Below are 22,528 nucleotides of genomic sequence, written 5' to 3'. Positions count from 1 at the left end.
GGCGAACCGGTGTGTCGACAAATCGCGACGTTCGGCGCGCGTCGGCTTGAGACGCGGGTCCGGCGGCCCTAGAGTCCCCGTTCTGGATGGCATTTCCGGGCCGCCGGGGAGGGATCTGGTGACCAGCACTGACGGTGCGGATGGAGTCCTTTCCTCCGCCACCATAGAGACCGATCCGAGAAGGGCCCTCGGGCCCACTCAGCGACCCGTGCCGGTGTTCCCCGAACCGGAACCTCTGGCCGAGCACGGGCCCGCACGGATCGTCGCCGTCTGCAACCAGAAGGGCGGCGTCGGCAAGACCACCACGACCATCAACCTGGGCGCGGCGCTCGCCGAGTACGGCCGCCGTGTCCTGCTCGTCGACTTCGACCCCCAGGGCGCCCTGTCGGTGGGCCTGGGCAAGGGCGACCCGCGCCAGCTCGACCTCACGATCCACAACATGCTGCTCGAACGCGACACCGAGTGGGAAGACATCGTCATCGAGACCGGTGTCGACGGGATGGAGCTGCTGCCGAGCAACATCGACCTGTCCGGCGCGGAGGTCCAGCTCGTCCACGAGGTCGGCCGCGAGTACATCCTGCAGGGCGCGCTGAAGTCGGCGATCCCGCACTACGACTACATCCTCATCGACTGCCAGCCGTCGCTCGGCCTGCTCACCATCAACGCGCTGGCCGCGAGCGAGGGAGTGCTGATCCCGCTGGAGTGCGAGTACTTCGCGATGCGGGGCGTCGCGCTGCTGATGGAGACCATCGAGAAGGTGCAGGGCCGGATCAACCCGGAACTCGTCATCGACGGGGTCCTCGGCACCATGTACGACTCGCGCACCCTGCACACCCGCGAGGTCCTCGGACGCATCGTCGAGGCCTTCGGCGACAAGGTGTTCCACACGGTCATCAACCGCACCGTGCGGTTCCCCGACGCGACCGTCGCCGGAGAGCCGATCACCTTCTTCGACCCGAACTCGATGGGGGCGAACGCATACCGTGGTCTGGCGCGAGAGGTGCTCGGAAGGTGGGCCCACGTCGGGTAGGTCCGACGCGCACGGTGAAAACAGCACCCTGGTACGCCGCCCCCGCGGCGGCCACTGACGAACCGGAAACGCCGTGAACCAGCCCCCCGCCCCCCCTCCTCCACCGCCCCCGCCTCCTTCCGGCCCGCCCTATGAGCCGCCGTTCGGGCAGCCGTACGAGGCGTTCCCTCCGCCCGGCGGCCCTCCGCCGGACCGCACGGCCGGGAAACGGGTGGTGATCGTCGTCGCCCTCCTGACGCTCGGCGTGCTGCTGGCGGGCACCGCGGTCTTCCTCGTCATCCGCGACGTCACCGGCGGCGGCGGGGGCGGCCCGGCGGACCTGCGCGAGCCGATGACGTTCCAGCAGGTCGCGGACACCTCCCCGCCGCCGTGCGGGTCCGGGACCGTGCCGGACACCGAGGGCGCCTGCCTGCGGCTCGGCCCGGAACGCATGATCGTCGACCGGGTCGAGCGCATCGAGGCGGTGCCGCCGGAGCCGGAGAGCGGGCAGGCCCGATGGGCCGTCCAGCTGGATCTGACCCCCGCCGACGGCGCCGCGTTCGGGCGGCTGACCGGCAAGGCCGCCGAGCAGCCGGAGGGCTCCCCGGGCCGGCGGATCGCGATGATCGTCGGAGGAAAGGTCGTCTCGGCGCCCTCGGTGTCCGGCGGCCCCATCACCGGCGGCACGGTGATGATCTCCGGGCAGTACACCAGGGCGGACGCGGAGGACCTCGTCGCGCGGATGACCGGGCGGTAGGGGCGTCCGCGCCGTCACCGCTCGTGACCGGCCGTGGTGCGAGCACGCGCCGCGCGTGGGACGATGTGGCCGGTGAGCACAGCGCGGGAGGTGACCTCCGCTACCGTGAGCGACGTGGACGAGACGTCGCCGGAACCGGAGCGGGGGAGCGGTCAAGAGACCGGGGAGGAACAGGGGTTCCGCGTCCACCTGGACAACTTCGAGGGGCCGTTCGACCTGCTGCTCGGGCTGATCTCCAAGCACAAGCTCGACATCACCGAGGTGTCGCTGCACAAGGTCACCGACGACTTCATCGCGCACATCCACTCCCACGGCAAGGACTGGGACCTCGACCAGGCCAGCCACTTCCTCCTCGTCGCCGCGACCCTGCTGGACCTCAAGGCCGCCCGGCTGCTGCCGTCCGGCGAGGTCGACGACGAGGACGACCTGGCCCTGCTGGAGGCCCGCGACCTGCTGTTCGCGCGGCTTCTGCAGTACCGCGCCTACAAGGAGGTCGCGCGGGTGTTCGCGGGGCGGATCGCCGACGCGAGCCGCCGGTTCCCGCGCGTCGTGCCGATGGAGCCGAGGTTCGCGAACCTGCTGCCGGAGGTGCTGCTCGGCCTCGGGCCCGAGGAGTTCGCCCGCCTCGCTGCCAGGGCCTTCACGCCCAAGGAGGCGCCGTCGGTCTCCGTCGAGCACATCTACCAGCCGAAGGCCAGCGTCACCGAGCAGGCCGCGATCGTCGTGGAACGGCTCCGCCGGCTCCGCCGGACGACGTTCCGCGTCCTGGCGTCCGACGCCGAGGGCACCTACGAGGTCGTCGCGCGGTTCCTGGCGCTGCTGGAGCTGTACCGGGACCAGAACGTCACGTTCGAGCAGCTGGAACCCCTCGGGGATCTGCACGTGACCTGGGTCGGCACCGACGAGGGCGACATCGAGGTCGGCGACGACTACGAGGGCGTCGCCAAGAAGGACGACGCCGGCCGGAACGGCGAGAAGGACCGGAGGGACGAGGGAGACGATGACTGAGGAACCCGGCGCGGACGCGCCGGAGCTTCCGGGGCTGCGCGCCTCGATCGAGGCGATCCTGCTGGTGGTGGACGAGCCCGTCACCGAGATGACGCTCGCGCAGCTGCTGGAGCGCCCCCGCGGCGAGATCGCGGAGACGTTGCGGGAACTGGCCGCGGAATACACCGGGCAGGGCCGCGGGTTCGACCTCAGGGAGGTGGCCGGCGGCTGGCGGTTCTACACCCGGGACGTGTGCGCCCCGGTCGTGGAGCGGTTCGTCACCGACGGCCAGCAGGCGCGGCTCACGCAGGCCGCCCTGGAGACGCTCGCCGTCGTCGCCTACCGGCAGCCGGTGAGCCGTGCCCGCGTATCGGCGATCCGGGGCGTCAACAGCGACGGGGTGATGCGCACCCTGACGCTGCGCGGCCTGATCGAGGACGCCGGTCAGGACCCCGAGTCGCAGGCGCACCTGTACCGCACCACCGGGTACTTCCTGGAGCGGCTCGGGCTCCGCGGCCTCGACGAGCTGCCCGAGCTCGCCCCCTTCCTGCCCGACGACCTTCCAGACGACATAGTTGAGGACACGTGAGCGAAGTGACGAGTAGCCCCCAGGCGAGGAACGCAGCGAACCAGGCAAGCAGAGCAGCGTTCGCTCACGGGCCCCGAGCCGCCAGGCGAGGGGCCCAGTGAGCGAGAACGAGGGCGTGCGGCTGCAGAAGGTCCTGGCCGAGGCCGGGATCGGCAGCCGCCGCCACTGCGAGGAGCTGATCGGCGAGGGCCGCGTCACCGTCGACGGGAAGAAGGTGTTCCGGTTCGGTGAGCGCGTCGACCCGCGGCACGCCGTCATCCATGTGGACGGCATGCGGGTCGAGACCCGCTCCGAGATGCGTTACTACGCGATCAACAAGCCGCGCGGCGTGGTGAGCACGATGTCCGACGAACGGGGCCGCAAGTCCCTCGCCGACTACGTCGAGGTGCCGGAGCGGCTGTTCCACGTCGGACGGCTGGACACCGACACCGAGGGCCTGATCCTGCTCACCAACGACGGCGAGCTGTCACACCGCCTCACCCACCCGAGCTACGGGGTCTCCAAGACCTACCTGGCCGAGATCCACGGCCCGATCCCGCGGGACCTCGGCAGGCGGCTGAGGGCCGGCGTGACGCTGGACGACGGTCCCGCCAAGGCCGACAAGTTCCGGATCTTCGACCAGGTCGGCAGGCGCGTGCTGGTGGAGATCACCCTGCACGAGGGGCGCAAGCACATCGTCCGGCGGCTGCTGAAGGAGGTCGGGTTCCCCGTCCAGCAGCTGGCCCGAATAGAGTTCGGGCCGATCAGGCTCGGGGCGCTGAAGCCGGGCACGATGCGGGCGCTGTCCGTGCAGGAGATCGGCGAGCTGTACAAGGTCGCCGGGCTGTAGCCGGCGGACACGAGGAGGGGAACGGCTGTGACGGTACGCGCGGTCCGCGGGGCGACGCAGGTCGAGGCCGACGACCGGGACCAGATCCTGGAGGCGACGACGGAGCTCGTCGCCGAGGTGATGTCCCGCAACGAGCTGAGCACCGACGACGTCATCAGCGTGATCTTCACGACCACGCCGGACCTGACGGCGGAGTTCCCGGCGCTCGCCGCCCGCAAGCTCGGCTTCCACGACGTGCCGCTGCTGTGCGCGTCGGAGATCGCCGTTCCGGGCTCGCTGCCCCGGGTGATCCGGCTGATGGCCCACATCGAGACCGGCCGCCCCCGCTCGGACGTCCAGCACGTCTACCTGCGCGGCGCCACGGCCCTCCGCCTCGACATCGCGCAGTAGGGTGACCGGCGTGAGTGAGGACGTGGTGGCGCGGCGCATCATCGTTGTCGGGACGGGGCTGATCGGGACGTCGATCGCCCTGGCGATGCGGGAGCGCGGCGCGGAGGTGCGGCTGACCGACCGGGACGCGGCGGCGCTGGCGCTGGCGGTCGAGCTGGGCGCCGGTGACGCGCTGCCGGACGGGGCGCAGGCGGAGCCCGCCGATCTGGCGGTGCTCGCGGTGCCGCCGGCGGCGGTGGCGGTGACGCTGCTGGACGCGCAGAAACGCGGCCTCGCCACCGCCTACACCGACGTCGCGAGCGTGAAGGCGCTGCCGCTGGCGCAGGCCGCCGAGCTGGGTTGCGATCTGACGACGTTCGTGGCGGGCCACCCTCTGGCGGGCAGTGAGCGGTCCGGGCCGGCCGCGGCCCGCGCGGACCTGTTCCTCGGCCGCCCGTGGGCGCTGTGCGCGCCCCCGGAGGCGACGCCGGAGACGGTCGCGGTCGTCACGGATCTCGCGAAGTCGTGCGGCGCGATGCCGGTGGCGGTGGACGCCGCCGAGCACGACCGGGCCGTCGCCCTGGTCTCGCACGGCCCGCACGTGGTGTCGGCGGCGGTCGCCGCCCGCCTCACCGGTGCGGACGACGTGGCGCTGGGGCTGTCGGGGCAGGGCGTCCGGGACGTCACCCGGATCGCGGCCAGCGACCCGCGGCTGTGGATCGGGATCCTGTCGGCGAACTCCGCGCCGGTCGCGGACGTGCTGGAGGCCGTCGCGACCGACCTCGCGGTGGCCGCGTCGCTGCTGCGCGACGGCAGCGAGGAGGCCGCCGCCCATGTGGCGGATCTGTTGCTGCGCGGGAACGCGGGCCGGTCCCGCATCCCGGGCAAGCACGGCGGCGACCAGCCCGCCTACGCGGCCGTCCAGGTGGTCATCCCCGACCGGCCGGGCGAACTCGCGATGATCTTCCAGGCGGCGGGGATCGCGGGCGTCAACATCGAGGACGTGGCGATCGAGCATTCGCCGGGCCGCCCGCTGGGCGTGCTGGAGCTGTCGGTGGTGCCGGAGGCGGCCGAACGGCTGGCCGGGGAGTTGCGCGCCCGCGGCTGGTCGGTGCCCGGCTAGCCCGCGGCCCGGGGCGCGGCCGTGCGGGCGGCGGCGCGGGGAGTGGGCCGGTGCCGGTAGCCTGGTTCGCCGGGGCTCGTCCGGGGGACACCCGCGCATCGGCGCGGCGTTGGGCGCCGCCCGGTCCGCCCGCGGCCCGCGCCGGAGGGCGCCTCAACGGAACAGAGAGGGAGCGATCGTGCCGCTCGTCATCGCCATGGACGGCCCCTCCGGGTCCGGCAAGTCCAGCGCGTCCAAGGGCGTCGCCCGCGCGCTCGGGCTCCGCTACCTGGACACCGGTGCGATGTACCGCGCCATGACGTGGTGGATGCTGAACAACGGCGTGCCGGTCGAGGACGGCGCCGCCGTCGCGGCCCGCGCGCCGGAGCCGGTCATCGAGTCCGGCACCGACCCGGACGCGCCGACGATCACGGTGGACGGGACGGACGTGTCCGCGCCGATCCGCACCCGCGAGGTGACGAACGCGGTCAGCGCGGTCAGCTCCGTCCCGGCGGTCCGGACCCGGCTCGTGGAGCTGCAGCGGGAGATCATCGGGGCCGGCGCCATCGTGGTGGAGGGACGCGACATCGGCACGGTCGTGGCCCCGGACGCGCCGGTCAAGGTGTACCTGACCGCCAGCGAGGAGACGCGGGCCCGTCGCCGCGCGAAGGACCTCGCGGCCGACCCGGGGGCGTCGGTGACCGTCACGCAGGCCGAGCAGGCCCGGCGCGACCGGCTGGACTCCACCCGGAAGGCGTCGCCGCTGACCAGGGCGGGGGACGCGCACGAGATCGACTCGACGGAGCTGAGCCTCGCCGAGGTCATCGAGGCGATCGTCCGCCTCGCCAAAGAGCATGAGTGAGCGGGCGGCCTGACGGCCCCCGCGGGGATGTCATTGTGAGCGATTACGAGATCGAAACGGTGGACGTCGTCGAGGACGTCCCCGAGGACGCGGGCCCGGCGCCGGTCGTGGCGGTGGTGGGGCGGCCGAACGTCGGCAAGTCCACCCTGGTCAACCGGATCCTGGGCCGCCGTGAGGCGGTCGTGGAGGACGTGCCGGGCGTGACCCGCGACCGGGTCGCCTACGACGCGACGTGGAGCGGCCGCAGGTTCACCGTCGTCGACACCGGCGGGTGGCTGCCGGACTCGTCCGGGCTGGCCGCGGCGATCGCCGAGCAGGCGCGGCTGGCGGTCGACCTGGCCGACGTCGTGATGTTCGTGGTGGACGCGACGGTGGGCGCGACCGACGTGGACGAGGCCGTGGTGGAGATCCTGCGCCGGTCCGGCAAGCCGGTGGTGCTGGTCGCCAACAAGGTCGACAACATGGGCACCGAGGCGGACGCGGCCGCGCTGTGGTCGCTGGGCATCGGTGAGCCGCAGCCCGTCAGCGCGCTGCACGGGCGCGGCAGCGGCGACCTGCTCGACGCGGTGCTGGAGGCGCTGCCGGCGGAGCCGCCGCCGGAGACGTTCGGCGAGCCGGGCGGGCCGCGCCGGGTCGCGCTGCTGGGCCGCCCGAACGTCGGCAAGTCGAGCCTGCTGAACCAGCTGGCGGGGGAGCAGCGGGCCGTCGTGGACGCGGTGGCGGGGACGACCCGCGACCCGGTCGACGAGCTGATCGAGCTCGGCGGGAAGACGTGGCGGTTCATCGACACGGCGGGGATCAGGCGGCGGCACCGCGAGAACCAGGGCGCCGACTTCTACGCGACGCTGCGCACCCAGTCGGCGCTGGAGCGCGCCGAGGTCGCGGTGGTCCTGGTGGACGCCGACCAGCCGCTCGCCGAGCAGGACCTGCGGATCATCTCGATGGTGGTGGACTCGGGCCGGGCCCTGGTGATCGCCTACAACAAGTGGGATCTGCTGGACGAGGAGCGCCGCCACTACCTGGAGCGGGAGATCGACCGGCAGCTCCACAACGCGCGGTGGGCGCCGCGGGCGAACATCTCCGCCAAGACCGGCCGGCACATGGACAGGCTCGTGCCGGGGATCGAGACGGCCCTGGAGGGCTGGGGCACCCGCGTCCCCACGTCCAAGCTGAACCAGTTCTTCGCCGATCTGGTGAACTCGCACCCGCATCCGGTGCGGGGCGGCAAGCAGCCGCGCGTGCTGTTCGCGACGCAGGCGGGGGTGCGACCGCCGCGGTTCGTGCTGTTCACGTCCGGGTTCCTGGAGGAGGGGTACCGGCGGTTCATCGAGCGGCGGCTGCGCGAGGAGTTCGGCTTCGCCGGGACGCCCCTGGACATCGCCATGAAGATCCGGGAGAAGCGCGGCAAGGGCAAGAAATAGCGGAAATATTCGGCATGCGGCCCGCCGGGGATCTTTCCCGGGCGGGCCGCGGCATGTCAGGATGCTGTCTGCGGGCGGCGAGTAAGTCTTCCATTACTCGTCGATCGCGCGGGAAGTGCACGTTCGAGTCCGGAGTGACCGGGTCCTCCGGACATCAGGGCGCGGGTCGAGGGGTGCGACGTTGAAGCTCTTGCTGCTCATCTCCTGTGCTGTCGCCTGCGTGGCGCTCAGCTTCGCGTGGCGGGAGCCCTGGATCGGCGGTGTCGGCCTCCTGGTCGCCTTCGTCGCCATGTTCACCGACCGCGACGACGTGCGGCTGGACGACGAGCGGGGCAGCTACGAGACCACCAAGTCCGTCCGCAACATGCGCAACCCCGAACGCTGACCCGCCGGCCCGCGGCGCGCCGTCCTTCGAGGGCCTCTTCGGGGCGAAACGCCGCACGCCGGCGAAACGGCGCGGGCGGTCAGCGGTCGTGGCGGGGCTCGCCCGCGACCTGCTGGTCGCCGGGCCGCGGTGGCCGCGGCGCCTGCCCGGGCGGGTTCTCCCGTGCGTACCGCCCGTACACGAGCGGCTGGGTGGTGTTCGACCCGGGATTCTCGGCCTCGGGTGTCCTCGCCGTCCCGCGTGCCGCCTCCCGGGCGCCGACCACGGCGAAGCGGCCGAGCGCGAGGGCGGCGAGGAACGTGATGACGACGCCGAGCGCGGTGAATCCGGCGAGCTGCTCGGCGGTCCGCCACCCCTCGCCCGTTCCGAGCGGGGCACCGACGCCGGGGACGTCCCACAGCGCGGCGACGCTGTGCCCGACGGCGAACCAGGCGCCGCCGAGCGCGGCGAGCCAGGCGCCGGACATCGCGAACGCGCGGTTGGCGGCGGCGAGCACGATCAGGCCGCCGAGCACGACGGCCGCGGCGGGCGCGACGCTGAGCTGGAGCCGGTCGGTGTCGTAGACCCAGGTGTCGTCCGGCGCGAAGCCGAAGCCGAAGTACGGGCCCACGAAGGGCAGCAGGCCGCCCCACAGGCCCAGCAGCACCAGCAGCGTCCCGCTGAGCAGGCCCCGGGTCCGTGGTGCGCGCATGGTCCCAGTCATGATCATTCCTCCTGACCGGGCGTGTGATTCTGGTCTAAATCACCCAATACCCGGACCAAATCACTCCACACGAACGGGAAAGGCCGACCCATGGGCGCGGAGATCAGCGCGGGGATCACCATCGTGTACGCGCGGGAGGACCCGCCGGATCACTGGGAGGCCGCCGTCTTCCTCGCGGGCCCCACACCGCGCTCCGCGGCGGTCGCGTCATGGCGGCCCGCGGCGGTGGGCGAACTGCGCCGCCGGTGGCGCGGGGACGGGCGGCTCGTCGTGTTCGTCCCCGAGCACCGGCACGACCGCTACACCGACTACGACGCGCAGATCGACTGGGAGGAGCGCTGCCTGCACCTGGCCGACGAGGTGATCTTCTGGGTCCCGCGTGAGCCGGTCACCATGCCCGCGTTCACCACGAACGTGGAGTGGGGGATGTGGCACGACAGCGGCCGCGTGGTGTTCGGCGCACCCCCCGATGCGCCGAAGAACCGGTACCTGCTGCACTACGCCGCCGCGTTCGGCGTGCCGACCGCGAACGATCTCGCGGGGACGGTGGCGGCGGCGCTCGAACGGATCGGCGCGGGCGCGTCCCGTACGGGCGGGGAGCGGGAGATCCCCTTGCTGCTGTGGCGCGAGAAGCCGTTCCAGGACTGGTACAGAGGGCAGGCGGACGCGGGGAACACGCTGCTCGGCGCCCGGGTGGTGTTCCGGTTCGGCGCTTGGTGGGGCCTGCACGTCCGGGTGCGCGTGGCGGCCGAAGACCGGATCAAGGACAACGAGATCGTCATCGGGCGGCCGGACGTCTCGGCCGCCGTCCTGTACCGGCCGGGGGAGACGCTCGACGACGCCGAGGTCGTGCTCGTCCGGGAGTTCCGGAGCCCGTGCGCGGAGGGGTTCGTCCATGAGCTGCCCGGCGGTTCGGGGATGGGCACGGCCTTCGAGAACGCCCTTGCGGAGGTCGCCGAGGAGACCGGGCTGCCGCTGGACCCGGCGCGGCTGCGCGAGCACGGGACGCGGCAGGTGAACGCCACGATGTCCGCGCACCGGGCGCACCTGTTCTCGGCCGAGATCACCGGGGACGAGTCGGCGCGGCTGCACGGGTCCGGGCCGCACGGGGTGGCGGCGGACGGGGAGCGCACCTACGTCGAGGTGACCGCGTTCGGGCGGATCAGGCGGGAGCGCCTGGTCGACTGGGCCACCCTCGGGATGATCACGGAGGTGCTGCAGGAGATGGTGCCCGAAGGATGACCCGCCGGTCGGCATTCGCTATGGCGATCGGCTGATCCGGATCGCATTTCATGTGCTGCTCGATTTTTTTGACTCGCATCTGCAAGGGGTAGGCTGTGCCTCGTGACGACGTTCAGGATCGGTGAGGCGGCGGCACTGCTGGGGGTCAGCGCGGACACCGTCCGCCGCTGGGTGGACGGCGGGCGGCTCCCGGCGTCCCGGGACGGGCACGGGCACCGGCTGGTGCCCGGCGCCGAGCTCGCGGCCTTCGTGCGCGACCAGGCGCGCGGGGGAGGGCCGTCCGACCAGGCGGAGCGGTTCTCGTCCGCGCGCAACCGGATGCGGGGGATCGTGACCGACGTCGTCCGTGACGGGGTGATGGCGCAGGTGGAGATCCAGGCCGGGCCGTTCCGGCTGGTGTCGCTGATGAGCCGAGAGGCGGCCGACGAACTCGGGCTGCGGGTGGGCGTGGTCGCCGAGGCCGTCGTGAAGTCCACCAACGTCGTCGTCGAAGTGTCCGAGCCGGGCTGACGCCCCGGGGGAGGGTCCGTGTTCAAGCGAACGGCGGCGGGGTTCTTGCTGCTCACGGTCATGACCGGGTGCGGCGACATCGGGGACGGCGGCTCGTCGTCCGGGACGGTGAGCGGTGAGGCGCTGACGGTGTTCGCGGCGGCCTCGCTGACCGGGGCGTTCACCGCGCTCGGCGAGGCGTTCGAGGGCTCGCACCCCGGCGTGCGGGTCAGGTTCAACTTCGGCGGCAGCTCGACGCTCGCGCAGCAGATCACGCAGGGTGCCCCGGCGGACGTGTTCGCGTCCGCGAGCCCCGCCACGATGACCACCGTGACCGGCGCGGGCGGCGCGGCCGGCCCGCCGCGGGTGTTCAGCCGGAACCGCCTGGTCATCGCCGTCCCGCCGGACGACCCCGGCGGGGTGGCGACGGCCGGCGACCTGTCCGCGCCCGGGCTCAAGGTCGTCCTGTGCGCCGTGCAGGTGCCCTGCGGGGCGGCCGCGCAGAAGGCGCTCGGCGCCGCCGGCGTCGACGTGGAGCCGGTGTCGCGGGAGCGGGACGTCAAGGCCGTCCTCACCAAGGTCGTCCTGGGTGAGGCCGACGCCGGGCTCGTCTACCGCACCGACGTCAGGGCGGCGGGGCGGAAGGTCAGGGGGATCGAGTTCCCCGAAGCCGCGCAGGCCGTGAACGACTACCCGATCGTCGAGGTCGCAGGTGCTCCGCACAGTGCGCTCGCCGGGGAGTTCATCCGGCTGGTGCTGGGGGAGCGGGGCAGGGCGGCGCTGAGCCGCGCCGGATTCGAGGCGCCGTGACTCCGAAGCCGAAGGCGCCCCGGGGGGCGCGAAGGGCCTTCCTCCCCCGGCGGGCAGGGCCGTCCGGGGTGCGGGAGGGTGCCCCGCCGGCGGGGCGGCCGCCGGGGATCCTGCTGCTGCCCGCGCTCGCGGGGCTCGCCTTCCTGGTGCTGCCCCTGTTCGGGTTGCTCGTCCGCGCCCCATGGTCCACGCTCGGCACCCGCTTCATGCAGCCGCAGGTGCTGGACGCGCTGCGCCTGTCGCTGGTCACCGCCACCCTCGCCACCGGCCTGTGCGTGCTGCTCGGCGTCCCGCTGGCCTGGACGCTGGCGCGGGTCCGGTTCCCGGGCGTGCGGCTCGTGCGGGCCCTGGTGACCGTTCCGCTGGTGCTGCCGCCGGTGGTCGGCGGCGTCGCGCTGCTGCTGGTGCTCGGGCGGCGCGGGCTGATCGGGGGCTGGCTGGACTCGGCGTTCGGGATCACGTTCCCGTTCACCACCGCCGGGGTCGTGCTGGCCGAGACGTTCGTGGCGATGCCGTTCCTGGTGATCAGCGTGGAGGGCGCGCTGCGCGGCGCCGACCTGCGCTACGAGGAGGCCGCCGCCACCCTCGGCGCGGGCCGCTGGACGGTCTTCCGGCGGGTGACGCTGCCGCTCGTGGCGCCCGGCGTCGCGGCGGGGGCCGTGCTGTGCTGGGCGCGGGCGCTCGGCGAGTTCGGCGCGACGATCACGTTCGCGGGCAACTTCCCCGGCCGGACGCAGACGATGCCGCTGGCCGTCTATCTGGCGCTGGAGACCGACCCGCAGGCCGCGATCGTGCTGAGCATCGTCCTGCTGGCCGTGTCGGTCATCGTCCTCGCCGCCCTCCGGGGCCGCTGGATGGACGCCTCCACATGAGCGGAGCGAACAGGGAGGCATGGGAGGCCGTCCCCCCGCACGGGGCAGGGGACCGGGGGCTGGACGCGCGGCTCGTCGTGCGGCGCGCCGCTTTCGACCTCGATCTCGCGCTCACCGCCGAACCCGGCGAGGTCGTGGCACTGCTCGGCCCGAACGGGGCGGGCAAGAGCACCGCGCTGCGCGCTCTCGCCGGGCTCGTCCCGATGGCCGGCGGCCATGTCCGGCTGGACGGGGCCGATCTGCGCCCGCTGCCGCCCGACCGCCGCGGCATCGGCATGGTGTTCCAGGACTACCTGCTGTTCCCTCACCTCACCGCGCTGGAGAACGTCGCGTTCGGGCCCCGCTGCCAGGGCGCCGGCCGCCGCGCCGCCCGCCGCCGCGCCGCGGACTGGCTGGACCGGGTCGGGCTCGCGGAGTTCGCGTCCGCCCGTCCCCGGGCGCTGTCGGGCGGGCAGGCGCAGCGCGTCGCGCTCGCACGCGCGCTGGCCGTCGAGCCGGGCCTGCTCCTGCTGGACGAGCCGCTCGCCGCCCTCGACGCCCACACGCGGCTGGACATCCGGGCCGCGCTCCGCGGCCATCTCGCCGGGTTCTCCGGCGCGGCGGTGCTCGTCACCCACGACCCCCTGGACGCGATGGTCCTGGCCGACCGCCTCGTCGTGATCGAGGGCGGACGTCTCGTCCAGGAGGGGACGCCCGCCGACGTCGCCCGCCGGCCCCGTACCGACTACGTCGCGCGCCTGGTCGGGCTGAACCTGTACCGGGGCCGCGCGGCTGCCGGGTCCGTGCTGATCGGTGACGGTCCGACCGGCGAGGGCGCGGGGACGCTCGACACTGTGGACTCGCTCGAAGGTGAGGTCTTTCTGGCCTTCGCGCCATCCGCGGTGGCGCTGTACCGGACCCGTCCCGACGGCAGCCCCCGCAACCTCTGGCGCACCCGCGTCGCCGCGATCGAACGGCAGGGAGACCGCGTCCGGGTCCGGCTGTCCGGACCGCCTTTCGACGCCGTCGCGGAGGTGACCCCGGCGGCCGTCGCGGAGCTGCATTTGGCCGAGGGCAGCCTGATATGGGCGGCTGTGAAGGCCACCGAGACACACGTTTACCCAGCTTGACCGTATCTGGACCCGGGCATGGTGGCGCACCGCCCTCAACGGCCGTACGTAAGTGATATCAGCCACAAAAGGGGCAGGGAAGGGCCAATAGCGGACCGGATTGGTCCAGACCAAATGGCAAAAACGGCGGGTCTTGTTCATCATGCAAACATCCTGTGAACAGCTGAAGGAGTTGCCCGTGTCCAACCAGGTCTCCGGCCTCGACCAGGCCCCAACCGGCCACACCGAACTGATCGAGTGGGTACGCGGGATCGCCGAGCTGACCAAGCCGGACCGCGTCGAGTGGTGCGATGGCTCGGATGCCGAGTGGGAGCGCCTGACCGGCCTCCTCGTCGAGCAGGGCACCCTCACGCGTCTCGACCCGGCCAAACGGCCGAACAGCTTCCACGCGGCCTCCGACCCGACGGACGTGGCGCGCGTCGAGGACCGGACGTTCATCTGCTCGGAGAAGGAGGAGGACGCCGGCCCCACCAACAACTGGGTCGCGCCCGCCGAGATGAAGCAGACCCTGGACGGTCTGTTCGACGGCTGCATGAAGGGCCGCACCATGTACGTGGTGCCGTTCTGCATGGGGCCGCTCGGCGGCAACATCTCCCAGCTCGGCGTGGAGATCACCGACTCCGCCTACGTCGCCGTGTCCATGCGGATCATGACGCGGATGGGCGAGGGCGCGCTGCGGCTCATCGAGGAGCGCGGGTCGTTCGTCAAGGCCGTCCACTCCGTCGGCGCCCCGCTTGAGCCCGGCCAGGAGGACGCGAAGTGGCCGTGCAACTCCACCAAGTACATCACCCACTTCCCCGAGACCCGGGAGATCTGGTCCTACGGGTCCGGGTACGGCGGCAACGCGCTGCTGGGCAAGAAGTGCTACGCGCTGCGGATCGCGTCCACGATGGCGCGCGACGAGGGCTGGATGGCCGAGCACATGCTCATCCTGAAGCTGACGCCGCCGTCCGGTGAGACCCGCTACGTCACCGCGGCGTTCCCGTCGGCGTGCGGCAAGACCAACCTCGCCATGCTGGAGCCGACCATCCCGGGCTGGAAGGTCGAGACGATCGGCGACGACATCGCCTGGATGCGGTTCGGCGACGACGGCCGCCTCTACGCGATCAACCCGGAGGCCGGGTTCTTCGGCGTCGCGCCCGGCACCGGCGAGAGCACCAACGCCAACGCCGTGAAGACGCTGTGGGGCAACAGCATCTTCACCAACGTCGCGCTCACCGACGACGGCGACGTGTGGTGGGAGGGCCTCACCGACGAGCCGCCCGCACACCTCACGGACTGGAGGGGCAACGACTGGACGCCGGACTCCGACACCCCGGCCGCCCACCCGAACGCCCGCTTCACCACCCCGGCCGGGCAGTGCCCCATCATCGCCGACGAGTGGGAGGACCCGAAGGGCGTCCCGATCTCGGCGATCCTGTTCGGCGGCCGGCGCGCGTCCGCCGTCCCGCTGGTCACCGAGTCGTTCGACTGGCAGCAGGGCGTGTTCCTCGGCGCCAACGTCGCGTCCGAGAAGACCGCCGCCGCCGAGGGCGCCGTCGGCGAGCTGCGCCGCGACCCGTTCGCCATGCTGCCGTTCTGCGGCTACAACATGGGCGACTACTTCGGCCACTGGCTGGAGATCGGCAAGGCCACCGACGCCGAGAAGCTCCCCCGGATCTACTACGTCAACTGGTTCCGCAAGAACGCCGCCGGAAAGTTCATCTGGCCCGGCTTCGGCGAGAACAGCCGCGTCCTGAAGTGGATCGTCGAGCGCCTGAACGGGCAGGCCGACGCGGTCAAGTCCCCGATCGGGCACCTGCCGACCAGGCAGGCGCTCGACACCGAGGGCCTGAACATCGCCGGCGACGACCTCGACATCCTGCTGTCGGTCGACACCGAGGTGTGGAAGCAGGAGGCCGCCCTGGTCCCCGAGCACTTCGAGAAGTTCGGCGACCACATGCCGAAGGCGCTGTGGGACGAGTACCACGGCCTGGTCCGCCGCCTGGACCACTGACCTGCCCGTCTCCCGCGCGCCCGTCCGCCGATCCGCTCGGCGGGCGGGCGCGCCGCCTTCCCGGGGGAACGCGGCGGGCGGGCGCCCCCCCCGGGGAACCTCGACCGCGGTTGAGGTCGCATAGGATCCGGGTATGACGCGGCTTGAGCACCGGGTACACGAACTGACCGTCGGGCAGGTCGCCGAGCGGAGCGGCGTGGCCGTCTCGGCGCTGCACTTCTACGAGTCCAAGGGTCTGATCAGCAGCCGCCGGACGGCGGGCAACCAGCGGCGCTTCAGCCGCGACACGCTCCGCCGGGTCTCGTTCATCAAGGTCTCGCAGCGGGTCGGCATCCCGCTCAGCGACATCCGCGACGCCCTCGCCACGCTCCCCGAGGAGCGCACCCCCACCGTCGCGGACTGGGCGAGGCTGTCGGAGACGTGGCGCAGCGACCTCGACGACCGCATCCGCCAGCTCGAACGGCTCCGCGACGACCTCACCGACTGCATCGGCTGCGGCTGCCTGTCGATCAGCAAGTGCGCCCTCGCCAACCCCTACGACCGGCTCGGCGACGAAGGGCCGGGGCCGCGCAGGCTCCTCGTCGGACACGGCGCCGGCGACACCCCGTCCGGCCCGGCGGCCGGGCCGGACGCGGACTGCGCCGCCCCCTGCGCCCCCGCGGACCAGCGGCCGCAGGGGCGGGCCGGGGCCGCGCCGGCGGGCTAGCTGCTAGCGGCCGCGGGGATCGCGGCCGTGCGGGTCGATGCGGCGCGGGGCCGGCTCCCGTCCCGCCGGCTGCGTCGGCGCCGGACGCGCCGGTATCTGCTCGATCGGCAGCTCGACCGGCTCGGCGCCGAGGGAGAACGGCTCCCCGTGATGCCACAGCTTGATGGCCGGGCCGTCCAGCAGCTCGTAGCAGGCCGCCTCCGAGGCCACGGTGACCTTGATCCGGCTGCCCCGGTACCGCATCCGGAACGCCAGCCGGCTGATGCCGCCCGGCAGCCGCGGCGCGAACCGCAGCCGCCCGCCGCCCGCCCGCATCCCGCCGAACCCGGCGACGAGCCCGCTCCACGCCCCCGCCATCGAGGCGATGTGCAGGCCGTCGCGGGTGTTGCGGTTCAGGTCGTGCAGGTCCATCAGCGCGGTCTCGCCGAGATAGTCGTGCGCCAGCTCCAGCTGGCCGACCTCGGCCGCCACCACCGCCTGCGTCTGCGCCGACAGCGAGGAGTCCCGGACGGTCAGCCCCTCGTAGTAGGTGAAGTTGCGGGCCTTCTGCTCCTCGGTGAACGCGTCCCCGCACAGGTGCATCGCGAGCACCAGATCCGCCTGCTTGACGACCTGCTTGCGGTACAGGTCGAAGTACGGATAGTTCAGCAGCAGGGGATAGTGGTCGGGCTTGGTGGCCGCGAAGTCCCAGCGGGCGTGGTTGGTGAAGCTCTCACTCTGCGGGTGGACGCCCAGCCGCTCGTCGTAGGGGATCAGCATCGCCGCCGCCGCGTCCCGCCACGACGCGGCCTCCTCGGCGTCCACCCCGAGCCGGTCGGCCACGTCCGGGTGGCGCATCGCCATCTCCGCGGCCTCCTCCAGATTACGGCGCGCCATGAGGTTGGTGTAGACGTTGTTGTCCACGACCGCGCTGTACTCGTCGGGGCCGGTGATCCCGTCGATGCGGAACACGCCGCCGACGTCGTGGTGGCCGAGGCTGCGCCACAGCCTCGCGGTCTGCACCAGGATGTCCAGCCCGATCTCCCGCTCGAACTGCACGTCCTCCGTGGCGTCCACGTACCGGACGACGGCGTCGGAGATGTCGGCGTTGATGTGGAACGCGGCCGTCCCGGCGGGCCAGTACCCCGAGCATTCGTGGCCGCGGATCGTCCGCCAGGGGAACGCCGCGCCGTCCAGGCCGAGCTGGGCGGCACGCTCGCACGCCAGCGGCAGCGTCATGTGCCGCCAGGCGAGCGCGTCCGCCGCGGCGCCCGGTGAGGTGTACGTCAGCACCGGCATGACGAACGTCTCGGTGTCCCAGAACGTGTGGCCGTCGTAGCCGGGCCCCGTCAGGCCCTTGGCCGGGATCATGCGGCGTTCCGCGCGCGCGCCCGCCTGGAGGACATGGAACATCCCGAAACGCACGGCCTGCTGGATCTCGGCGTCGCCGTCGACCTCGACGTCCGCGCCCTCCCAGAACTCGTCCAGGTAGTCGCGCTGCTCGGTCAGCAGGCCGTCCCAGCCGGTCCGCCGGGCACCCGCCAGCGCCCCGACCACCTGGTCGTGCAGCGCCGGGCGGGACCGCCGGCTCGACCACCCGTACGCGATGAACTTGACGATGCGCAGCCGCTGCCCGGGCTCCAGCCGCGTCGCGACCGTCAGCCGCCCCACGTCCTTCGAGCTCTCGGTGTCGATCGTCATCGACTCCGGGCCCTGGATGTCGTGCGACATGCCCGCCGCCATCCGCAGCCCGCTCTGCCGCGTCCGGTGCAGCAGCAGGACCTTCGTGCCGTTGGCGACGTGCTCCTCGCCGACCAGCGGGCTCTCCAGGATCGCGGACGCCCGCGGGTCCTTGCCGCCGCCGGGCAGCGCCTCGTTGGCCACCAGCTCCGACTGCGCGACCACCCGGACCGACTCGTCGACCGGCTCGACGTCGTAGCAGATCGCCGCGATGGCCCGCTGCGTCAGCGACACCATCCGGACCGAGGTCACCCTGACCGTCTTGTCCGCCGGGGACGTCCACTCCACATGCCGGGTTAGCGTGCCCGCCCGCATGTCCAGCACCCGCTCGTGATGGTGGACGCGGCCGTAGCGCACATCGAACGGCTCATCGTCCACCAGCAGCCGGATCACCTTGCCGTTGGTGACGTTGATGACCGTCTGGCCCATCTCGGGGTAGCCGTAGGCGGTCTCGGCGTGCGGAAGCGGACGCTGCTCGTAGAAGGAGTTCAGGTACGTGCCGGGCAGCCCGTGCGGCTCCCCCTCGTCCAGGTTGCCGCGCATGCCGACGTGCCCGTTGGACAACGTGAACACCGACTCGGTCTGCGCCAGCCGGTCCAGCCGCAGCTCCGGCTCCCGCAGGCACCACGGCTCCACCATGAACACAGGCCGGTCGACCGCGGCCTGGCCATCCCGCTCCGTCACGGCACCTCCAGCAGTTCCGACAGGTCGGAGACGACGATGTCGGCGCCGTGCCCGGCCAGCGCCTCGGCGTGCGCACCGTCCACCCGGTTGACGCCCACCACGTATGCGAACCCGCCCGCACGCCCCGCCTGGACGCCGGCGAGCGCGTCCTCGAACACCACCGCCCGCGCGGCGGGGACGCCGAGCTCCCGCGCCCCCTCCAGGAACATGTCGGGGGCGGGCTTGCCGGGCAGGTTCCGCTCCGCCGCCGTCACCCCGTCGACCCGCGCGTCGAACAGGCCGGTGATGCCGACCGTCCGCAGGACCTGCACGGTGTTCGCGCTGGACGACACCACCGCCGTCTTCAGGCCCGCCGCCCGCGCCGCGCGGACGTAGTCGATCGAGCCGTCGAACGTCTCGACGCCCTTCTCCTCGATGAACCTGAGCACCAGCGCGTTCTTGCGGCTGCCGAGCCCCCGGATGGTCTCGGTCTCCGGCGGATCGCCGGGGACACCCTCCGGTAGTTCGATGCCGCGCGACTCCAGGAACGAGCGCGTCCCGTCCTCGCGCTTCTTGCCGTCGACGTACCGGCCGTAGTCCTTCACGGCGTCGAACTCGGTGAACGGCTCACCGGTCCGCTCCGCGTGTTCGCGCAGGTAGCCGTCGAACATCTCCTTCCAGGCGGCGGCGTGGACGGCCGCCGTCCGGGTCAGCACCCCGTCGAGATCGAAGAGACACGCCGCCGACTCGTCCGGCAGTCCCAGCATCCATACCCCCTGGAGAATGACACCATCGAAGAGATCCTGAACGCGCCCCGTTCCCGGCCGGACACCGCCACGCGGGACGCGCGCTCGAACGAGAGGATCATGATCCACGTACAACCCCTTGGTCAGGGTCGCACACGAGGAGGAGAGAGCCAATGCAAAAGGCGCGCATAGGCGTCACGGGGCTGGCGGTGATGGGCCGGAACCTCGCCCGCAACCTCGCCCGGCACGGGCATCCCGTCGCCGTGCACAACCGCACCCACGCGCGCACCAAGGCCCTGGTCGAGGAGTTCGGCGACGAGGGCACGTTCCTGCCGGCCGAGACCGCCGAGCAGTTCGTCGCCTCCCTCGAACGCCCCCGCCGCCTCGTGATCATGGTGAAGGCGGGCGGCCCGACCGACGCCGTCATCGACGAGTTCGCCCCGCTGCTGGAGCCCGGCGACATGATCGTCGACGGCGGCAATGCGAACTTCACCGACACCCGCCGCCGTGAGGCCGCGCTCCGCGACCGCGGCGTCCACTTCGTCGGCACCGGCATCTCCGGCGGCGAGGAGGGCGCGCTGCACGGCCCGAGCATCATGCCGGGCGGCTCCGCCGAGTCCTACGCGGCCCTCGGCCCGCTGCTGGAGGACATCTCCGCCAAGGTGGACGGGACGCCCTGCTGCACCCACGTCGGCCCCGACGGCGCCGGCCACTTCGTGAAGATGGTGCACAACGGCATCGAGTACGCCGACATGCAGCTGATCGCCGAGTCCTACGACCTGCTCCGGCACGCCGCGGGCCTCGCCCCCGCCGAGATCGCCGAGGTCTTCCGCACCTGGAACGGCGGCCGCCTGGAGTCCTACCTCATCGAGATCACCGCCGAGGTCCTCGCGCACACCGACGCGTCCACCGGGAAACCGTTCGTCGACGTCGTCCTCGACCAGGCCGAGCAGAAGGGCACCGGCCGCTGGACGGTCCAGACCGCCCTCGACCTCGGCGTCCCCGTCGGCGGCATCGCCGAGGCCGTCTTCGCCCGCTCCGTCTCCGGCCACGCCGCCCTCCGCGAGGCCGCCCGGAACCTGCCGGGCCCGTCCCGCACCGGCGACGCCGGCCCCGGCTTCGCCGACGCCGTCGAGAAGGCCCTGTACGCCTCGAAGATCGTCGCGTACGCGCAGGGCTTCCACGAGATCCAGGCGGGCAGCGCCGAGTACGGCTGGAACGTCGACCTCGGCGCGATGGCCACCATCTGGCGCGGCGGCTGCATCATCCGCGCCCGCTTCCTGGACCGCATCCGCGCCGCCTACGAGGCGGACCCGAACACTCCGACCCTGCTCACCGACGACCACTTCACCGAGGCCGTCGGCGACGCCCAGTCCGCCTGGCGCGACGTCGTCGCCGCCTCCGCGCGCCTCGGCATCCCCGCGCCCGGCTTCTCCACCGCCCTGGCCTACTACGACTCCCTGCGCGCCGACCGCCTCCCGGCCGCGCTCACCCAGAGCCAGCGCGACTACTTCGGCGCCCACACCTACCGCCGCGTGGACCGCGAAGGCTCCTTCCACACCCTCTGGGGCGCCGACCGCACAGAGGTACCCGGCTGACCCGGCCGCCCGCTGCCTCATCCTCGGCCCCGCGAATGAAGCACCCCGGACACGCCAACGGCCTTGGACGAGAAGAGTTCGTCTCAAGGCTGCGAGGGATTTGGGAGGGGTCAGGGGGCGTCGGCACGGATCTCTTGGAGGAAGATCCTCCAGTCCTCCCTGGTGAACTCCAGGGTTGGACCGTTGCCACGAAGCTTGGTGTCGCGGACCCCGATCGTGCCGTCGGCCGCTTGGCCGACTTCGATGCAGTGGCCGTTGGGTTCACTGTGGCGTGACTTGCGCCATCCGTTGAATTCCATGGTCATGTACCCGATCCTGTCCGGTTGGACAGCCGGTTGGCCACCTGATCCAGGAAGGCAATGCTGTCTTCTGTGGACAGCGCAGCCTCCCGGAGGCGGTCATATCTCCCGGTATACCGCGCCACCTCGCCCCGCTGTGTCAGGACGAGGTCAGTGGTGACGGTGTCAACGATTGCCATAGGTGGATCGCCTGACTCGGCGAAGGTGTAGAGGTAAAAAGACGACTTCGGGAGGAAGCCTCCAGGGATGCGGGCGTTGTGCATCAGCACGCGAACCGTAATCCGGTCTTTTTCCGAGACTATCGTGATCATGTGCCTGAGCTGGGCCGCCATGACTTTCGGCGGCACGCCCAACCTGTGGATCACGGACTCGTCCAGGACGGTCTCGTAGGACGGTCCGTTTGGACGGAGCAGCTCTCGCTGCCGCCTCTCGCGTGCTTCGGACATCCGCTCCGGTTGATAGTCGAGCGTCTGTTGGCATTCGTCGAGCTTGACGAGGGCATCGATGAACGAGCGGCACTGTAGGGCGCCCGGCATCGCGCTCTGGTCGTAGCTGCGGACAGTGTCGGCATTGTATTCGAGGTCGGCTGCGAGCTTCTGGCGGGGACCCATGGAGACGCCGTACTTGTCCCACCAGCCCTTGTGCGCGGCCTCGCGGGCGAGCTTGAGGAGTTTGTCGTACTGGCTGCCGGTGACTTCGAGGATCTCCAGCATGTTCATGATCTCCGCCAGGTCCGGCCGGCCCTGAGCGTTCTCCAGTCGGGATACCTTCGTACGGGAGTAGTACATGAGCTGGGCGAGGCCATCGGTGGTGAGGCCACGGCTCTCACGGAGTTTGCGAATCTCGGCCGCCAGTCGCCGGCGGCGGACGTAGGGGCTGGGCATGGCCGTCCTCCCGATATCGCTTCAATCACGATCCGTTCGGATCGCTGACCCTCTGTGTTCGACCACTCGTGAGCAATCATAAGGTCACGCTCGGTCAAACATTCGACACGACAGCCGCCCCAGGCAATATCCGCACGTCCACACTTCGCACGCGCCAGACTCGCCCGCCCAACCCTCGCTGGGATATCAAGAAGCAAACCGCTATATCCGGATGTGTCGGACTCGCAAGAGGCGCCCGCAGTCGTCCCCGGCTACCGCTGCACCAACAAGACGCTTGTGGTCATCCGCAGGGCGCGAGAGGTAGGGACTCTACGATCTTCGGCACACGACGAGTGCTGCCAGCCCCCCAGTCCCATCGTTGGTCCACGGGTCACTCGCTTGA

General features: G+C 71.9%; 23 protein-coding genes. 18 read left to right on the top strand and 5 right to left on the bottom strand.

Going from position 1 to position 22,528, the window contains the following annotated elements; translation table 11 throughout:
• Window positions 1–163: 163 nt before the first annotated feature.
• From ACGFIS_RS07070 to ACGFIS_RS07025, 10 genes are all read left to right on the top strand, one after another.
• Window positions 164–1,030, top strand: coding sequence for a ParA family protein (locus tag ACGFIS_RS07070; RefSeq protein ID WP_392909263.1), 867 nt, complete (start codon window positions 164–166; stop codon window positions 1,028–1,030).
• A 73-nt stretch (window positions 1,031–1,103) separates the two neighbouring features.
• Window positions 1,104–1,766 carry a hypothetical protein gene (locus ACGFIS_RS07065; RefSeq protein WP_392908970.1) on the top strand — a complete coding sequence of 221 codons (663 nt, stop codon included), beginning with the start codon at window positions 1,104–1,106 and terminating at the stop codon, window positions 1,764–1,766.
• A gap of 114 nt (window positions 1,767–1,880) precedes the next feature.
• The gene (locus ACGFIS_RS07060; RefSeq protein ID WP_392909260.1) at window positions 1,881–2,774 is read left to right on the top strand and encodes a segregation and condensation protein A; all 894 of its coding nucleotides are present in this window, start codon (window positions 1,881–1,883) and stop codon (window positions 2,772–2,774) included.
• Window positions 2,767–3,342 (top strand): SMC-Scp complex subunit ScpB, encoded by a 576-nt coding sequence (gene scpB, locus ACGFIS_RS07055; protein ID WP_392908968.1) that lies wholly within the window; start codon window positions 2,767–2,769, stop codon window positions 3,340–3,342. The genes ACGFIS_RS07060 and scpB overlap by 8 nt, the downstream gene beginning before the upstream one ends.
• Window positions 3,343–3,439: 97 nt before the next feature.
• On the top strand, window positions 3,440–4,171 hold the full coding sequence (locus ACGFIS_RS07050) for a pseudouridine synthase (RefSeq protein ID WP_392908966.1): 732 nt from the start codon (window positions 3,440–3,442) through the stop codon (window positions 4,169–4,171).
• Window positions 4,172–4,198: 27 nt separating this feature from the next.
• Window positions 4,199–4,561, top strand: coding sequence for a chorismate mutase (gene aroH / locus ACGFIS_RS07045; RefSeq protein WP_392908964.1), 363 nt, complete (start codon window positions 4,199–4,201; stop codon window positions 4,559–4,561).
• A 10-nt stretch (window positions 4,562–4,571) separates the two neighbouring features.
• Complete coding sequence (locus ACGFIS_RS07040) at window positions 4,572–5,663, top strand: prephenate dehydrogenase (protein ID WP_392908962.1); 1,092 nt, start codon at window positions 4,572–4,574, stop codon at window positions 5,661–5,663.
• Window positions 5,664–5,841: 178 nt separating this feature from the next.
• Window positions 5,842–6,504, top strand: coding sequence for a (d)CMP kinase (cmk, locus tag ACGFIS_RS07035; RefSeq protein ID WP_392908960.1), 663 nt, complete (start codon window positions 5,842–5,844; stop codon window positions 6,502–6,504).
• A 35-nt stretch (window positions 6,505–6,539) separates the two neighbouring features.
• Window positions 6,540–7,925 carry a ribosome biogenesis GTPase Der gene (gene der / locus ACGFIS_RS07030; RefSeq protein WP_392908958.1) on the top strand — a complete coding sequence of 462 codons (1,386 nt, stop codon included), beginning with the start codon at window positions 6,540–6,542 and terminating at the stop codon, window positions 7,923–7,925.
• A gap of 181 nt (window positions 7,926–8,106) precedes the next feature.
• Complete coding sequence (locus tag ACGFIS_RS07025; RefSeq protein WP_392908956.1) at window positions 8,107–8,310, top strand: hypothetical protein; 204 nt, start codon at window positions 8,107–8,109, stop codon at window positions 8,308–8,310.
• A gap of 79 nt (window positions 8,311–8,389) precedes the next feature.
• Here ACGFIS_RS07025 and ACGFIS_RS07020 read toward each other — a convergent pair whose 3' ends face one another.
• A complete protein-coding gene (locus ACGFIS_RS07020; protein ID WP_392908954.1) occupies window positions 8,390–9,013 on the bottom strand; it encodes a hypothetical protein in 624 nt (207 codons plus the stop codon).
• A 90-nt stretch (window positions 9,014–9,103) separates the two neighbouring features.
• Between ACGFIS_RS07020 and ACGFIS_RS07015 the strand changes: the two genes are divergently transcribed.
• The 7 genes from ACGFIS_RS07015 (at window position 9,104) to soxR (ending at window position 16,237) form a co-directional block, all read left to right on the top strand.
• Window positions 9,104–10,255: a nucleoside 2-deoxyribosyltransferase domain-containing protein gene (locus ACGFIS_RS07015; protein ID WP_392969933.1), complete on the top strand. Its 1,152-nt coding sequence runs from the start codon at window positions 9,104–9,106 to the stop codon at window positions 10,253–10,255.
• Between the two features lie 102 nt (window positions 10,256–10,357).
• Complete coding sequence (locus ACGFIS_RS07010; RefSeq protein ID WP_392908950.1) at window positions 10,358–10,765, top strand: molybdopterin-binding protein; 408 nt, start codon at window positions 10,358–10,360, stop codon at window positions 10,763–10,765.
• 18 nt (window positions 10,766–10,783) lie between these two features.
• Window positions 10,784–11,554 carry a molybdate ABC transporter substrate-binding protein gene (gene modA, locus ACGFIS_RS07005; RefSeq protein WP_392969930.1) on the top strand — a complete coding sequence of 257 codons (771 nt, stop codon included), beginning with the start codon at window positions 10,784–10,786 and terminating at the stop codon, window positions 11,552–11,554.
• 68 nt (window positions 11,555–11,622) lie between these two features.
• Window positions 11,623–12,426, top strand: coding sequence for an ABC transporter permease (locus ACGFIS_RS07000; RefSeq protein WP_392908948.1), 804 nt, complete (start codon window positions 11,623–11,625; stop codon window positions 12,424–12,426).
• Entirely contained in the window at window positions 12,423–13,535 is a 1,113-nt protein-coding gene (locus ACGFIS_RS06995; RefSeq protein WP_392908946.1) for an ABC transporter ATP-binding protein, read from the top strand. Before ACGFIS_RS07000 ends, ACGFIS_RS06995 begins: the two co-directional genes overlap by 4 nt.
• 178 nt (window positions 13,536–13,713) lie before the next feature.
• Window positions 13,714–15,531, top strand: a complete 1,818-nt coding sequence (locus ACGFIS_RS06990) for a phosphoenolpyruvate carboxykinase (GTP) (RefSeq protein ID WP_392908944.1) — start codon at window positions 13,714–13,716, stop codon at window positions 15,529–15,531.
• 133 nt (window positions 15,532–15,664) lie between these two features.
• Window positions 15,665–16,237: a redox-sensitive transcriptional activator SoxR gene (gene soxR / locus ACGFIS_RS06985; protein WP_392908941.1), complete on the top strand. Its 573-nt coding sequence runs from the start codon at window positions 15,665–15,667 to the stop codon at window positions 16,235–16,237.
• Window positions 16,238–16,240: 3 nt separating this feature from the next.
• Here the strand turns inward: soxR and ACGFIS_RS06980 are convergent, their stop codons facing one another.
• Complete coding sequence (locus ACGFIS_RS06980; RefSeq protein ID WP_392908939.1) at window positions 16,241–18,640, bottom strand: glycoside hydrolase family 65 protein; 2,400 nt, start codon at window positions 18,638–18,640, stop codon at window positions 16,241–16,243.
• Window positions 18,637–19,386 carry an HAD family hydrolase gene (locus ACGFIS_RS06975; protein ID WP_392908937.1) on the bottom strand — a complete coding sequence of 250 codons (750 nt, stop codon included), beginning with the start codon at window positions 19,384–19,386 and terminating at the stop codon, window positions 18,637–18,639. The genes ACGFIS_RS06980 and ACGFIS_RS06975 overlap by 4 nt, the downstream gene beginning before the upstream one ends.
• A gap of 152 nt (window positions 19,387–19,538) precedes the next feature.
• Between ACGFIS_RS06975 and gndA the strand changes: the two genes are divergently transcribed.
• Window positions 19,539–20,963, top strand: coding sequence for an NADP-dependent phosphogluconate dehydrogenase (gndA, locus tag ACGFIS_RS06970; protein ID WP_392908934.1), 1,425 nt, complete (start codon window positions 19,539–19,541; stop codon window positions 20,961–20,963).
• 110 nt (window positions 20,964–21,073) lie between these two features.
• Here gndA and ACGFIS_RS06965 read toward each other — a convergent pair whose 3' ends face one another.
• A complete protein-coding gene (locus ACGFIS_RS06965) occupies window positions 21,074–21,268 on the bottom strand; it encodes a DUF397 domain-containing protein (protein WP_392969927.1) in 195 nt (64 codons plus the stop codon).
• Window positions 21,265–22,146: a helix-turn-helix domain-containing protein gene (locus ACGFIS_RS06960; protein ID WP_392969924.1), complete on the bottom strand. Its 882-nt coding sequence runs from the start codon at window positions 22,144–22,146 to the stop codon at window positions 21,265–21,267. Before ACGFIS_RS06960 ends, ACGFIS_RS06965 begins: the two co-directional genes overlap by 4 nt.
• Window positions 22,147–22,528: the final 382 nt, after the last annotated feature.

Source organism: Spirillospora sp. NPDC048824, from assembly GCF_043198455.1.
In the GTDB taxonomy this organism is placed as follows: domain Bacteria; phylum Actinomycetota; class Actinomycetes; order Streptosporangiales; family Streptosporangiaceae; genus Spirillospora.
This window is presented reverse-complemented; position numbering and strand designations above follow the sequence as displayed.